This window comes from Gluconobacter albidus, assembly GCF_002723915.1.
GTDB lineage: Bacteria > Pseudomonadota > Alphaproteobacteria > Acetobacterales > Acetobacteraceae > Gluconobacter > Gluconobacter albidus.
Genome location: NZ_BEWL01000001.1, coordinates 197,493 through 211,429, shown reverse-complemented (window position 1 = coordinate 211,429; position 13,937 = coordinate 197,493). Strand labels below are relative to the sequence as shown.

Below are 13,937 nucleotides of genomic sequence, written 5' to 3'. Positions count from 1 at the left end.
TACGGGGATTGTTGGCGGCGTGGTGCTGCTGGCCGTCATCTTTTATGTGATTACTCTGACGCGGCTTTAAGAAGCGTTCAGGCAATAAAAAAGGCCCGGGGGTTTCCCGGGCCTTTTTCTGTTTTGGGGTTTGTCAGCCAGCCTGCTGGATGGCGGAGAGGATCCAGTTGCCGCGGCCGTCGGCGCGGACGAAGGTCCAGAGTTCGGTCACGGTGACGGGCTCGGTGGAACTGCCGTCGATGACGTTGCCCATGGAGTCCGTGGTGACGTCCGTCATGGAGTAGCGCATGGCGACGGTTGCGTAGGTGAGGTTACCTTCGCGCCAGGCTTCGGAGAGGTCTCCGCGCTGGAACTGGACGTTGGACACGATGTTCCGTGCGCCACGGCTCGCCAGATCGGAAAGCTGGGCGTTGAAATAGCCCGTCATTTCCGGAGTGGCCATGTTGGAGAGCGCGCGCATGTTCTGTGCGCTCCAGGCGGCCTGGATGTCGAGCAGGAGCCTCTGGAAGCTCGTGTAGTCGTCGTTGGTAAGCGTCACGGGGGTGCTGCCGCCATTATTGCCGAAAGGCGGTGCCGCGCCAGCAGATGACGGCATGCCCATCGGGCTTCCGCTCATCTGGTTCTGGCGGCGGTTGCCGAACATGCGAAGCACGAACGCGATCAGGCCACCGATGATAAGGACCTGAAACAGGAAGCCAAAGAAGGACGTGCCGCCTGTCATGCCGCCCATCATGCCGTGACCGCTCAGCAGACCGAAGAGGCCCGCGCCCAGAAAGCCACCTGCGAAGCCGCTCAGGAACGGATGGCGGACAGGGTAGGAGGGCCTGTATGCCGGAGCGCCGTAACTGGGCATAGGACGGGCCGGAGAGGCATAGCCGGGTGCGCCGTAATTGGGCGACGGACGCGGGGTGGCCGACTGGTCCATCGGGCGGGCCCAGCCGGGCGTGATGGATGTGCGCGGGGGCGCGCTCCAGGTGTGGGAGCCACGGCTTCCGATGGAGCTGCCGCCGCCTGGCCGTGCGTCTGCGGTTCCGAGGACGCAGAGAAAGGCAAAGGCGATCGGGAGAAGTCGAAAATTACGCATCAAAGTCCTGCAATGTTCATGCCGTCGATCCGGATACTCGGAGCATTAACGCTCTGCCGGAACATTAGATCACTGCCCGGAATCATGCGGGCAAACATGTCTTTCAGGTTGCCTGCCACCGTGAGTTCGGCGACGGGCTCGGCGATCTCGCCGTTGCGGATCATGAAGCCCGAAGCGCCACGGCTGTAATCGCCAGTCAGCATGTTGACCGATGAACCCATGAGTTCGGTGATCAGAATCCCTTCAATAATATTGGAACGCAGGGCCTCGGAAGAAAGGGTTCCGGCTGCAAGATGAAGGTTTGTCACACTCGGGGAAGGCGGCGAGGCGACGCCGCGGCTGGCGCGGCCGTTCGTGGGCATGTTGAGCTGGCGGCCGCTGCGGGAGTCGAGCAGCCAGGTCTGGAGGACGCCGTTTGCGATCAGATCCAGCGGAAGAGCAGCACAGCCTTCGGCGTCGAAGGGGCGGGATGCCGCGCCCCGGATGCGGCGCGGATCGTCATGCACGGTCAGGCCCGAGGAGAGGATCTGCTTGCCGAGGCTGTCCTTGAGGAAAGATGTGCCCCGTGCGATGGCCGCACCGTTGATGGCGCCGACCAGATGGCCGAGCAGAGATGCGGAGACGCGCGGGTCATAAATGACGCTGTAAGTGCCGGTGCGGGGGCGGCCGGGATTGATGCGTGCCAGCACCCGCTCGGCGGCTTCACGACCGATAATGTCCGCGCTTTCGAGGTCTTCGAGATGCACGGCGCTGCGATAGGCGTAGTCGCGCTGCATCGTGGCACCTTCGCCGGCGAGGACGCTGGCGCTGGTGGAGTGTGCGGTGCGGCTGTAGGCGCCGAAGAAGCCTGCCGAGGTGCCGAGTGCGACCGAGGTGCGGCCGTGACCGGCGGAGGCGCCGTTGGTGTTGGTGATGCCTTCAAAGGACAGGGCGGTATCCTCGGCTTCGCGGGCGCGGGCGAGCAGGTCGTCCATGCTTGGGGCGGAGCTGCATTCGATGTCCAGTCCGGCGGCGTCGAAACGGCCCTGAAGGGCGGCTTCGGCGAGGCCGGCATACTGGTCTTCGGGGATGACGAGAGCCATGGCGCAGGCCTGTTCGGCGAGACGGTCGAATTCGGCCTCGTTCAGAACGCTGGTCGAAACCGTCGCTGCGCGTTTGCCGCGAAAGACACGTAGTCCGAGGGCGACGCTTTCGGAGCGCTCGATACCTTCGGGGACGCCCTTGCGGACGAGCGCGGATTCGGACTCGTCGCGGACAAGAATGGCATCCGCATGGTCTGCGCCGTGGCGGCGGGCTGCGGCGAGGAGGGCTTCGACGGGCGTTGTGGTCATGCGGCGAGCCTTGCTGTGATGTCCTCCAGGGAGGGCATGTTGCCGACGGGGCCGATGGCGGTGAAGGTCGGCGTGCCGGAGAAAATGGTGCGGGCGACGCGCAGGATGTCGTCTTCCGTCACCGCATCAATCTTGCCGACCGTTTCGGCCGTGGGGATCGGGCGGTTATGGACCTGGATCTGGCGGGCGAGCTGTTCGCAGCGGCTGCCGGTGCTTTCCAGCGACATCAGGAGTGAGGATTTGAGCTGGGCGCGGGCGCGGGAGAGTTCCGCTTCGCTCAGGCCATCCTGAAGGCGCTTGAGTTCGTCGATCATGACGGGGACGAGTTCGGCAGCCTGCTCCTCGCCTGTGCCAGCATAGAGGCCGAACAGGCCGCTGTCGCTGAAGGGGGAGGCGAAGGAATAGACGCTGTAGACCAGACCGCGGCGCTCACGGATTTCCTGGAACAGGCGCGAAGACATGCCGCCGCCGAGGAGCGTCGAGAGAATCATGACCGCGTAATGGTCAGGATGCATGTAGCTAACGGACGGGAAGCCCATGACGAGATGGGCCTGATCCAGTTCGCGGGTTGTGCGAAGTTCGCCGCCTTCATAGGCCGCGCCGCGGGGACGGGGTGTCTGATGGGAGGGAAGGTCGCGGAAATGCTCCTTCACCAGATCCACGACGTCCTGATGGTGCAGGTTTCCGGCGGCGGCGATGGTGATGTTGTGGGTCGTGTAGTGCTCGCGCATGTAGGACATGAGCGTGTCGCGCGTCATGGTCGAGACGAGGTCTTCCGAGCCCAGCGTGGGGCGGCCCATGGGCTGTTCGGGGAAGGCGCGTTCCTGGAACTGGTCGAAGATGATGTCGTCCGGGGTGTCGTTGGCCTGACCGATTTCCTGAAGAATCACGCCACGTTCGCGCTCGATTTCGGCGTCCAGAAACGTGCTGTGGGTCAGGATGTCGCCGATGATGTCCACGCCGAGGGCGAGGTCGTTCTTCAGCAGCTTGACGTAATAGGCTGTGGTTTCGCGGGCGGTATAGGCGTTGATATAGCCGCCAACATTCTCGATGTCTTCGGCGATCTGCGCCGCTGAGCGGCGTTCGGTGCCCTTGAAGGCCATGTGTTCGAGGAAGTGGGAAACGCCGTTATTGGCGGCAGTCTCGTCGCGCGTGCCGATGGAGACATAGGCTCCGAAAGACACGGTTTCAACACGGTCCATTCGTTCGGTGATGATGGTCAGGCCGTTATCGAGTCTGGTGACTTCAATCGTATCGGGCATGAGGTTCCGTAATGTCGAAGGAAGGCAGGCTTCCCGGATGGGAAGCCTGTGTTTTTCTGAAGATCAGGCGCGCTTGATGTGGGCGCGAACGGCGTCCTGAAGGCCTGCAATCTGGCTGTCCATGCATTCGTAACGCTCGGTGCGTTCGAACAAGTCTGACAGATGCGGCGGGAGTTTGGGGTGGATGCCGGTGGCGGCAATCACGGCATCCGGGAACTTGGCGGGATGGGCCGTGGCGGCCGCGACCATGGGGGTGCCGGGTTCCTGGAAGCGCCTGCCGACGGCGAGGCCGATCGCAGTGTGCGGGTCCGCGAGATAGAGGCTCTCGTTGTAGAACAGGCGCATGGCTTCGCTGTTCTGCTCGTCGGTGAGGGTCATGCCCTCGAAGACGTCCTTCATGCGGGTCCAGGCGTCATGCGGGACGGCCATGCGGCCGGTCTCGCGGAATTCGCGCATGATGGCGGCGCAGCGTGTGGCGTTGCGGTCCAGCAATTCGAATAGCAGACGCTCGAAATTGGACGAGACTTGGATGTCCATCGACGGTGACAGGCTGGGCTCGACCGTACGCACGCTCATATCATTGTCGATGACGAAGCGCGTGAGGATGTCGTTGCGGTTGGAGCCTATGCAGAGCTTTTTGATAGGTAGGCCCATCTGCTTTGCAGCCCAGGCAGCGAGGACGTTGCCGAAATTGCCGGTCGGGACCGAGAAGGAGACTTCGCGGTCCGGCGCGCCGAGGGCGAGGGCTGCGCGGACGTAATACGGGATCTGGGCTGCGATGCGGGCCCAGTTGATAGAATTGACGGCAGAGAGCGAGACTTCGTCACGGAAGGCATGGTCAGCGAACATCGCCTTGACCAGATCCTGACAGGTGTCGAAATCGCCTTCGACGGCAATGTTGAGGATGTTGTCATCCTGAACGGTCGTCATCTGGCGGCGCTGAACGTCCGAGGTGCGGCCCTTGGGGTGCAGGATGACGACGGAGAGGCGTTCGCGGCCACGGCAGGCCTCGATGGCGGCCGAGCCAGTGTCGCCGGAAGTCGCGCCGACGATCGTGACATGGCGGTTGCGCTGGGTCAGGACGTGATCGAACAGGCGGCCGAGCATCTGCATCGCCATGTCTTTGAAGGCGAGCGTCGGGCCGTGGAACAGCTCGAGGGAGTAGAGATCCTGCTCGACTTCGATCAGGGGGACCACGGCGGCATGGTCGAAACCGGCATAGGCATCGCGGGTCATGTCGCGAAGAGTGTCGACGTCGATAGCGCCTTCGGTGAAGAGGGCGATGACTTCGGCGGCGAGGTCCGGATAGGAGAGCGTGCGCCACTCGCGCAGGGTCTGCGGGCTGATCTTCGGCCAGCTCTCCGGCATGTAGAGACCACCATCTCCCGCAAGGCCGGCGAGAAGGATGTCAGAAAAGTTCGGGGCGTCGGCGGTCAGCTCGCCGCGGGTCGATCGGTAGCGCATAAGGAAATTTATATCACGTCCTGTCAGGGCAAGGCGATGCGAAGAATGTGCGTTGTGCCATCTTCCGTGGCCAGCACGGCCATCTGGTGACTGTCGGGAACCGCGGGGGCGCCTGCGTCATAGAGGCGCGGGTCCCGGAGGATCCGCAGGGGAATCCGGTCACTGCCGAATTTCAGGATGCTGCCGACAGTAATGTCGGACAGGTAAAATATGTTGTCCGGGGTCAGGGTTTCCCCGCCAATGCTGGGGGTAGTCCGCCATTCGGTGATGCCGTCAAGCTGCTCGACGGGGGTGAAATCCGTATCGGTCAGCAGGGCGGTGTCAATGCGGGACATCGGGCCGCAGGCGGGCTGATAGAACAGCCACTGACCTTTTGTGTCCAGAAGCAGAAAGCGCACATTGCCACCAGCCATGGGGCGTCCGTCTGGTCCCATCCGGGGCTCGCTGGCACGCAGGAGCGGATGGCGACCGATAAGGGACATGTCATACGACAGGAAGCGCTTTGCGGTGCCAGTCTTGAGGTCAGCGACGACGAGGGCGGGCTTGCCTTCATCGGCCAGATAGGCCTGCGCGCCGTGAATCTGGAGCGCGACAAGATTGCTGCCCGTAACTGTAGCGCCTGTCAGTGCGAGGCGAGACTGGGCCGCTCCATCCATGGACATGCGGATGAGCGTGGGCATTTTTTCTGTCGAAAGCCCCCAGAGATCATTGCCTGATACCGTGAGGGACACCAGAGGCTCAGTGGGAACGTCGGGACCTGACAGGGGAGTCGAGGTGTTGGTGGCATCGATCCGGACGGGATGTCCACTGCTATCGAGGGCCAGATAAGTTCCGTTTTTGCCGGCTAAAAGTGTTGTGCTTCGAAGGCCGGGAAGTGCCGCGTCGGCTGTGATGGACGCCTGAGCGGGAGAGTCCTGCCAGGGGTGATCCGCTCTGGCGGGGGAGGCCGTGCAGGCCAGTGCCACCAGGCCTGTTAGGGCGGCGGCGTGCAGAAGACGGGTTTTCATAAGACTGACATTGCCTTGCCAGAGCTGTTTGGCAAGGATGAAGTGGACTCAGGAGTTCGCGTCGGTTTTCTGTTTGAGGGTTTTCTGAGGGGCTGGAACGGGCCCCTGGCCGTCAGCGATGGGGCTCTTTATCGGTCCAGCTGCGTTGCTGAGGGCGGACGGTGCAGGCTTCGGATTGGAAAGCCATGGAGAGAGTTCCTGTTCGATCGGGAACAGGACGGCGGCATGCATGAGCAGGGCGGCTTCGACAGTCAGGCATTCGATTGACCAGCGATTGTCGGGCATGCGGGAGATATAGTGTCCGGAAGCTGTGCGGCGCACTTCAATAGGAAATGTACGGGTGGTCATTCCCTGCCGGACAGTCGCGTACACCAAGCCCGGCACAGGGCCAGTTCGTTGCTCAAGATGCATTGCTGAAAAACCTCTGCTTCTGTCTCGGACTTACGATTTTGACCAAAGAACCGTGAAAACTTCGTTAACACCATCTTTGTGGATTTTTAGGATTTTTTGGAGCACGAAAAGTTGATGACTATGCCGTTTGCCCCTGATCCCACTGAATCCGCCTTCGCCTGTTTCGATGCAGGAGATCTTTCGGGGGCTGAGGATGCCTTTCGTGCCATTCTGGCGATGGAGCCGGGACAGGCAGATGCTTTGCACGGCATGGCATGTCTTGCCCGCGTCCGAGGGCAGAGTGGCATGGCAATTGCACTGGTGGGACGGGCCCTACAGAAGCCGGCTGTGTCTTCCGATCGCAAGGCGCGGATGCATATGACGCTGGGATTGGCCCTTTCCGAGCAGGGACATCTCGAGGCAGCACGGGCGGCATTGCATGTATCCGCGCTGTTGCAGCCTGCCGATCCGCGAGCCCATGCCGCTCTGGCGGAGGTGTGTGTCGGGCTGGGGCGTCGTGGGCAGGCGCGTGAGGCTTTGCAGAACGCGGCGGCTCTGCTGGCGGATGAAAGTAATGTGAGAACCCGAATCGGGGAACTTTTTCTGGATGACGGTCTGGTAGAGCTGGCTGTCGGAGAGTTTCGATGGGTTGTGCGTCACAGGCCTCGTGACGGAGCAGCACTGGCAAATCTGGGGGCGGCACTTTTTGCCGGGAATGCGTTTGATGAGGCGCACGGGGTTCTGGTGCGGGCCTGCGAACTCGGAGCCGGGACTGCGGAGACGCTCAACAGTCTGGGGCTCGTGGAGATGGCGCGGGGCGAACTTGCGGCGGCGGCCGAAACATTGCGGCGGGCGCTGGAGTTGCGGCCTTTGGATGCCCGGATTGCGAATAATCTCGGCACGATCCTGATGGAAATCGGAAGGGAAGACGATGCTGCAACTCTCTTCCGGACGATCATGGGGCGTGAAACGGGAGAGGAAGCCGAGCGGGCACGTTTTAACCGGGCAACCATTCTGCTGGGCCAGGGGCAGTTTGCGGAAGGCTGGCAGGACTTCGAGAGTCGCCGAACGATTCTGGGGCTGGTTTCGGAAAACCCGCAATGGAATGGCTCAGCGGGAGAGGACCCCGTTGCCATTGTAGGGGAGCAGGGACTGGGCGATGAGGTGCAGTTTCTACGCTTTCTGCAGCAGGCAGCGCGGCTTCGGCTGTTGCGTCTGCGGTTTCGGACAGCGGAACTGGCGGGATTGATGCCCGGGCTGGATCAGGACCGGATTTTGCCGCCCGAAGGGCCTGTAGCGGCGGAGATTAGTCTGCTGAGCCTGCCGAATGTTCTGGGGCTGGGGGAAATGCCTTCAGCCGAGCCGTATCTCGCGGTTAGGGAGACACCTGAAGCAGACCGGGTTGGGGTCTGCTGGTCGGGAAATCCGTCTTACCGGTTTGATCGCAGACGTTCGGTTCCGGTGGGATGTCTGGAGATATTGCGGCAGGTTTCAGGCGCCCGCTTTGTGGCACTTCAGCCTGGTGATGCGCCGGACTGGATGGAGCGGGTGTCTCTTAAGACGCCGCTGGATCTGGCGCGGGAAGTGGGGCTGTGCGCACTGGTCATCAGTGTGGATACGCTGGTGGCGCATATGGCGGGCGCACTGGGGCGGCCGCTCTGGCTGCTCAATCGGGAAGGGGGCGACTGGCGCTGGAAAGACGTAGACTGGTACCGGGATGTCCATCAGTTTCGTCCGCCCGCCGGAGCAGATGTTTCCAAAGGGTGGACGGTTGTTCTTCAGGAGGTTGCGGTGGCGCTTACTTTGCGGGGGCAGGAACCGGAGGGCTCGTGAGAGAAGCCAGCAGGGTTTCGCGCAGGCGGGCGAGACGGATCGGATCGGTGATTTTCAAGCCCAGCAGATCCCGAACATAGAACACATCGACGGCGCGCATGCCGTAGGTCGTGATATGGGCCGAGGAAATCTGGAGAGACTGGCTGCTGAGGGTTGATGTGATGTCGTGCAGCAGGCCGGGGCGGTCGCGTCCGTTGACTTCAATGACGGTGTGACGGTCCGAGGCCGTGTTGTCGATGACAACGCGGGGCGGAACGTGAATTGCGCGCATCCGGCGCGAGGTGCTGTGGTGGCTGGCGTCCTCGATACCTTTGCGGATGTCGAGGCGGCCCGAAAGCGCCTGTTCCACGAGATGGTTGAGGCGACCCAGTTGGTGAGGTTCCTCGAAGGAGCAGCCTTCGCCGTCCTGCACCCAGAAGGTGTCGAGCGCCATGCCGTCGCTCAGTGTGTGGATGCGGGCATCCACGATGGAGGCGCCTGCGACGGCGAGGGCACCGGCGATCTGGGAAAACAGGCCCGGATGGTCGGCGCAGAGAACGGTGAGTTCGGTGACGCCGCGTTCGGGGATCGGGAAGGCTTCGACCGTGACGGGGGAACGGTAGCGGTCCGAATCGTGGACCATGCGGGCATGGCGCATTTGAGTGTCGGTGTCGAAGCCGAGCCAGTAGCTCGGATAGCCGAGGTCCAGAAAGCGGTCGATGCTGCTTTCGGGCAAGGTGCCGGTGAGGCCATCCCGGGCCAGGTCTCGGGCGTGGTTGACGCGGCTGTCGCGTTCGGTGGCGGCCAGTCCGCCTTCCAGCACCTCGGCGACACGGGAGAAAAGCTCGCGGAGCAGGGTGGCTTTCCAGGCGTTCCAGACCTTCGGGCTGACGGCGCGCATATCGGCGATGGTCAGGAGAAGGAGGAGACGCAGGCGTTCGGGGGACTGGATGGTGTCGGCGAGGTCCAGGATCGTGCGGGGATCGTCGATGTCGCGTGTAAAGGCGGTCTGAGACAGCAGGAGATGATGCAGGACCAGCCAGGAGACGGTATCGGTTTCTTCGGGATCAAGGCCAAGCTGCGGGCAGATCGTGAGCGCGAGGTCGGCGCCGATTTCGGAATGGTCGCCGCCGCGTCCCTTGCCGATGTCGTGCAGCAGGACGGCGACGTAAAGCGCACGTCGGGACCGCAGGTCGCTGGCCAGCGTGTAGGCCAGGGGGATCTCGTCCGCCATGCGACCGGCTTCGATCTGGCCCATCATGCGCACGGCTTCGACGATGTGCTCGTCAACCGTATAGATATGATAGCTGTCGAACTGCATCTGCCCGACAACGCGGGACCAGTCCGGCAGGAGACGGCCGAGAAGGCCGGTTTCGTTCAGGATCGGGAGCCAGAACGGAACAGCTTTGGTTTCGTCTGCACTTGGCTCGCAGAGCAGATCCAGAAAGATTTTCGCGGTTTCGGGATCATCACGCAGGGCGACGGCATGGCGTTCGTTGCGGATGATCTGCTGCATCGCGATGGGATGCAGGGGTAGGTCGTGGCGCCGCCCGCAGTCCAGCAGGCGAAACATTTCGCGGGGCTGGGACGCAAAGGTGACAGGCTCGATCGGACAGATGCGCCCGGCGATCGTCTGGAATTCTTCAGGTCCGGTAACGATTTTGGGTGGCTCGCCGGTCGTCTGGTCCTGAAGATGCATCAGAACGACGGGTTGCAGCACGCTGGTAAGACGCATGACGTCGCGTGCGGTCAGAAAATAATGCCGCATGAAGCGCTCAACACCACGCTGACGGCCGTGTGTTGCATAGCCCATACGACCGCCGATGACGGGCTGGACGTCGAAGGTCAGGCGTTCTTCGGCGCGGCCGGTGATGTAGTGCAGGTGCAGGCGGACGGTCCACAGGAAGTCCCATGAGCGACGGGCACGGTGTGCTTCGCGTTCCGTCAGCAGACCGAAGGACGCGAAGGAGGGGGTCTGGGGTGCTTCGGCGGGTGCTCCGTTGCGGTCCGGTGTCGAGACGGCGCAGCCGAGGGCCGCACGGCCCATCCAGTTCAGGGTTTGCAGATCCCGCAGGCCGCCGCGGCCTTCCTTGATGTTGGGCTCGACCATGTAGGGGTTGTCGCCGAAGCGGCGGTGACGCTGCTCGCGTTCGCCGATCTTGCCCATGACGAATTCGCACAGGCGGTCGTTCTGAAGGTCTGCGCCCAGGGCGCAGCGCAGGTTTCGCGCCAGTGTGCGGTCCCCGTGGAGGAAGCGCAGGTCCAGCAGGGCGGTGCGGATCGTCAGATCGGTATCGGCGTCGCGGACGCATTCGGCGATGGAGCGCGTGGCGTGGCCAACGCGCAGGCCGAGATCCCACAGGGCGTAGAGAATAAACTCGATCCGGGCCGTCATGGCCGCGGAGGGATCGCCGGGGATCAGGAACAGGATGTCGATATCGCTGAAGGGGGCAAGCAGGCCCGCACCATAGCCGCCGGTGGCACAGAGACACAGGGATTCTTGAGGGGACGAGGCGGGGGATTCGTGTTTGCTGGCCGCGAGGTCGGCCAGTGCGCAGACCATGTCGTCGGCCTGACGGGCAAGAGCGCGGGCAGCATCGATTCCCGAAACCCTGCGCTTTTCGAACTGGTAACGGACTGAGGCGTTTCCGCTGCCCAGATGCCGCCGAAGGATGGAAAGCACGGCCTCGCGGCTCGTCTGCCCCTGTTCCGCGGCCGTATCGAGAGCGCTCTGCAGGGAGGAGGCCGGGTCATACGGGAGGGGGGCGGTTCGGTCAGACAGGGGCTTATCCGTATCGTCAGCGAAGGAAAGAGGGAGAGTTTCGCCCCAGAAAGAGTTTTCTTTCAAGTGCCGTTTCCTGAGGCAAGGCGTTTCAGATTGTATAACGCATCCAGCGCGTCCCGTGGAGAGAGATCATCGGGGTTCATGGCGTGTATTGCGTCTTCCAGCGGGGTAGGGGCGATGGGCGCGGCGGGAGCGGGCGACGCTGGTTCCGCAACCGCTTCAAACAGGGGCAGGGAGGAGCGGGAATCGGCCTGTTCGCGCTCGAACTGGGTCAGCAGGCGGCTGGCGCGGCTGATAACGGAGGCGGGGATTCCCGCCAGTTTTGCAACATGCAGGCCCCAACTCTTGCGAGCGGCACCGGGGCGGACTTCGTGCTGGAAGATGACCTCGCCGCGCCACTCTTTCACGGCCATCGTGTAAGGCGCCAGGCGGGGAAGGAACTCGGTCAGCGCGCCGAGTTCATGGAAGTGTGTTGCAAAGATTGTCCGTGAGCCAAGCTGTGTGTGAAGGGCTTCGAGCGTGGCCCATGCGATGGACAGACCGTCGAGGGTTGCGGTGCCTCGTCCGATCTCGTCCACGACCACGAGAGATTTTGGACCAGCCTGATTGAGAATCGCTGCGGTCTCGGTCATTTCGACCATGAAGGTCGAGCGTCCCCGGGCGAGGTCGTCCGCGCCGCCGACGCGGGAGAACAGTCGGTCCACAACGCCGATCTGGGCGGATTTTGCCGGAACGGGAAGGCCCGCCTGAGCGAGAATGACGGCGAGTGCGGTCTGTCGCAGGAAGGTGGATTTGCCCGCCATGTTCGGGCCTGTGAGCAGCATGGCGCGGTGTTCGGGCGGCAGGGCGCAGTCATTGGGAATGAAACGGGCATCCGCACTTCCCGATTCGGCTAGGGCGGCTTCGACGACCGGGTGTCGGCAGGCGACGAGGCTGAAATCCGTGCCGTCCGTGACGGTGGGACGGCACCATGAGCCGCCTTCTGCGAGCAGGCCGCAGGAGCGCAACACGTCGGCGAGGGCGAGGAACTCCGCCACCTCATCAAGGGCCGGGGTTTGGAGAATGCGGGCGCAGAGTTCGGCGAAAATGCGGCGTTCCAGCGCAGATGCTCTGTCGGCGGCTTCGAGGATCGCGCGATCCAGACCGGCAAGCTCTTCGGTCGAGAAGCGGGCGAGGCTGGCCGTGCCCTGCCGGAAAGACAGTTCGGGATTGTCGCGCAGTTTCGTGCCGGCAGCAGACGGGACTTCGATGACGTAGCCGAGTTGCGCGTGGTGTTTGATCTTGAGGTTCGAGAGGCCGAATTTTTCGGACAGTTCGCCCTGCATGGCGGCGATGATGCGGCGGCTTTCGTCACGCAGGCCGCGATAACGGTCCAGTTCCGCGTTGTAGCCGGGGGCGATGAAGCCGCCGTCTTCGATGCGGGCGGGAAGGGTTTCAGCGACGGCGGCCTGAAGCTGTTCCAGCAGGGTGTCAGCGCGTCCATACAGACCAGCGGTGAGCGTGCGGATCAGCGTGGGTGTGTTCGGGTCGCAGGCGGGCTGGAACAGGGCGGTGATGTCGTTGGCGGCGATCAGCGTGTCGCGGATGGCGGCGAGATCGCGCGGCTGTCCACGTCCGGCGGAGATGCGGCCCAAGGAACGGGCAGGATCGGGCGTGCGACGCAGAATGTCGCCGAGTGCGCTGGGCAGGCCGGGGATGGATTGCAGCCAGAGCCAGCCGTTCTGGCGATCCGTGATGGCGGTGGCGTCCGTCAGCGGAGAGGCCAGCCACTGTGCGAGGAGGCGGGAGCCTGCAGCCGTGGCAGTGCGGGTGACGGCACCGAGGAGGCTGTGTTTCGTCTCGCCGTCGCGGGTGCGGAGGATGTCGAGGCTGGCGCGGGTAGCGGGGTCGATGCCCAGAACGCCGTCCGTGCCCTGCGGAATGGGGCGGGAGAGGCGCGGGAGCGCTCCGGCCTGACTGCGCTGGACGTAGTTCAGCGCGATGGCGCAGGCAACGGCCTGTTCGGGCGGGAAGTCTCCGAGGGCATCGATCTGGGCGACGCCATAGGCGCGGGCGACGAGAGTACGGGCGCTGTCGAGCGTGGGCGGGACGGCGATGGGGGCCAGCCGGTTCACATAGTCGGGCGCGATGAGGTCGGGCTCGGACAGGATTTCGGCAGGGTCGAGCCGTGCCATCAGCTCCGGCAGGGCGGCATCGCTGACCGAAGCTGTTTCGAAAGCGCCGGTGGAGATGTCGATCCAGGCCGCGCCGATCGTTTTTGCGCGTTTTTCCGGGCTGCGGGCGAGGGCGAACAGGAGATTGGCGCGTCCGGCTTCGAGCAGTTCGTCTTCGGTCAGGGTGCCGGGGGTGACGACGCGGACGATGGCGCGGGAGAGCGGGCCTTTGAGGGGTTTTTCGCCCTTTTTCGGGGGTGCCTGCGTCTGTTCGGCGACGGCGACGCGAAAGCCGCGCCGGATCAGCCGGGACAGATAGGCCGGGGCGGCCGCGACCGGGACGCCGCACATGGGGATCGGCTCGCCCTGATGCGTGCCGCGGGCCGTGAGCGCGATGTCGAGCGCCATGGCGGCCGCCTGTGCATCGGCGAAGAACAGCTCGTAGAAGTCGCCCATACGGAAAAACAGCAGGGCGTCGGGTTCGCGGTGTTTGAGATCGAACCACTGTGCCATCGCGGGGCTGGCGTTTTCGGCGGTAGGCAGGGGCATGAAGGTGCCGATGGGTCCGGTCTCCGGGTTGTCAGGTCGGGGAAGGGGAAAGGAGTGCTTTGGCAATAACGCCTTCCTGCCGGTGTGTGAACCGGCAGGG

Annotated in this window: 9 protein-coding genes; 1 reads left to right on the top strand and 8 read right to left on the bottom strand. The window is 63.5% G+C overall.

Annotated elements, in window-relative coordinates; all coding sequences use genetic code 11:
* Positions 1–133 precede the first annotated feature (133 nt).
* From GAL01_RS00980 to GAL01_RS00955, 6 genes are all read right to left on the bottom strand, one after another.
* Positions 134–1,084: a Tim44 domain-containing protein gene (locus GAL01_RS00980; protein WP_062033387.1), complete on the bottom strand. Its 951-nt coding sequence runs from the start codon at positions 1,082–1,084 to the stop codon at positions 134–136.
* Positions 1,084–2,415: a TldD/PmbA family protein gene (locus tag GAL01_RS00975; RefSeq protein ID WP_062033384.1), complete on the bottom strand. Its 1,332-nt coding sequence runs from the start codon at positions 2,413–2,415 to the stop codon at positions 1,084–1,086. Before GAL01_RS00975 ends, GAL01_RS00980 begins: the two co-directional genes overlap by 1 nt.
* Positions 2,412–3,677 (bottom strand): M16 family metallopeptidase, encoded by a 1,266-nt coding sequence (locus tag GAL01_RS00970; protein WP_062033381.1) that lies wholly within the window; start codon positions 3,675–3,677, stop codon positions 2,412–2,414. Before GAL01_RS00970 ends, GAL01_RS00975 begins: the two co-directional genes overlap by 4 nt.
* 63 nt (positions 3,678–3,740) lie before the next feature.
* A complete protein-coding gene (gene thrC, locus GAL01_RS00965; RefSeq protein WP_062033377.1) occupies positions 3,741–5,141 on the bottom strand; it encodes a threonine synthase in 1,401 nt (466 codons plus the stop codon).
* A gap of 23 nt (positions 5,142–5,164) precedes the next feature.
* Positions 5,165–6,148: a hypothetical protein gene (locus GAL01_RS00960; protein WP_062033374.1), complete on the bottom strand. Its 984-nt coding sequence runs from the start codon at positions 6,146–6,148 to the stop codon at positions 5,165–5,167.
* Positions 6,149–6,196: 48 nt separating this feature from the next.
* On the bottom strand, positions 6,197–6,496 hold the full coding sequence (locus GAL01_RS00955; protein WP_231865435.1) for a hypothetical protein: 300 nt from the start codon (positions 6,494–6,496) through the stop codon (positions 6,197–6,199).
* A gap of 177 nt (positions 6,497–6,673) precedes the next feature.
* Here GAL01_RS00955 and GAL01_RS00950 point away from each other — a divergent pair, with 177 nt between their 5' ends.
* The gene (locus tag GAL01_RS00950) at positions 6,674–8,371 is read left to right on the top strand and encodes a tetratricopeptide repeat protein (protein ID WP_062033368.1); all 1,698 of its coding nucleotides are present in this window, start codon (positions 6,674–6,676) and stop codon (positions 8,369–8,371) included.
* On the opposite strand, the gene GAL01_RS00945 is transcribed toward GAL01_RS00950, so the two are convergent.
* Positions 8,337–11,198 (bottom strand): [protein-PII] uridylyltransferase, encoded by a 2,862-nt coding sequence (locus GAL01_RS00945; protein WP_062033365.1) that lies wholly within the window; start codon positions 11,196–11,198, stop codon positions 8,337–8,339. The two genes, GAL01_RS00950 and GAL01_RS00945, sit on opposite strands and share 35 nt — an antisense overlap.
* Entirely contained in the window at positions 11,195–13,837 is a 2,643-nt protein-coding gene (mutS, locus tag GAL01_RS00940; RefSeq protein WP_062033362.1) for a DNA mismatch repair protein MutS, read from the bottom strand. Before mutS ends, GAL01_RS00945 begins: the two co-directional genes overlap by 4 nt.
* Positions 13,838–13,937: the final 100 nt, after the last annotated feature.

Excerpts from the sequence above, each read along its gene's own strand:
- mutS (WP_062033362.1), bottom strand. The coding sequence starts at position 13,837 with ATGCCCCTGCCTACCGCCGAAAACGCCAGCCCCGCGATGGCACAGTGG.
- GAL01_RS00975 (WP_062033384.1), bottom strand. The coding sequence starts at position 2,415 with ATGACCACAACGCCCGTCGAAGCCCTCCTCGCCGCAGCCCGCCGCCAC.
- thrC (WP_062033377.1), bottom strand. The coding sequence starts at position 5,141 with ATGCGCTACCGATCGACCCGCGGCGAGCTGACCGCCGACGCCCCGAAC.
- GAL01_RS00960 (WP_062033374.1), bottom strand. The coding sequence starts at position 6,148 with ATGAAAACCCGTCTTCTGCACGCCGCCGCCCTAACAGGCCTGGTGGCA.
- GAL01_RS00980 (WP_062033387.1), bottom strand. The coding sequence starts at position 1,084 with ATGCGTAATTTTCGACTTCTCCCGATCGCCTTTGCCTTTCTCTGCGTC.
- GAL01_RS00950 (WP_062033368.1), top strand. The coding sequence starts at position 6,674 with ATGACTATGCCGTTTGCCCCTGATCCCACTGAATCCGCCTTCGCCTGT.
- GAL01_RS00955 (WP_231865435.1), bottom strand. The coding sequence starts at position 6,496 with ATGACCACCCGTACATTTCCTATTGAAGTGCGCCGCACAGCTTCCGGA.
- GAL01_RS00970 (WP_062033381.1), bottom strand. The coding sequence starts at position 3,677 with ATGCCCGATACGATTGAAGTCACCAGACTCGATAACGGCCTGACCATC.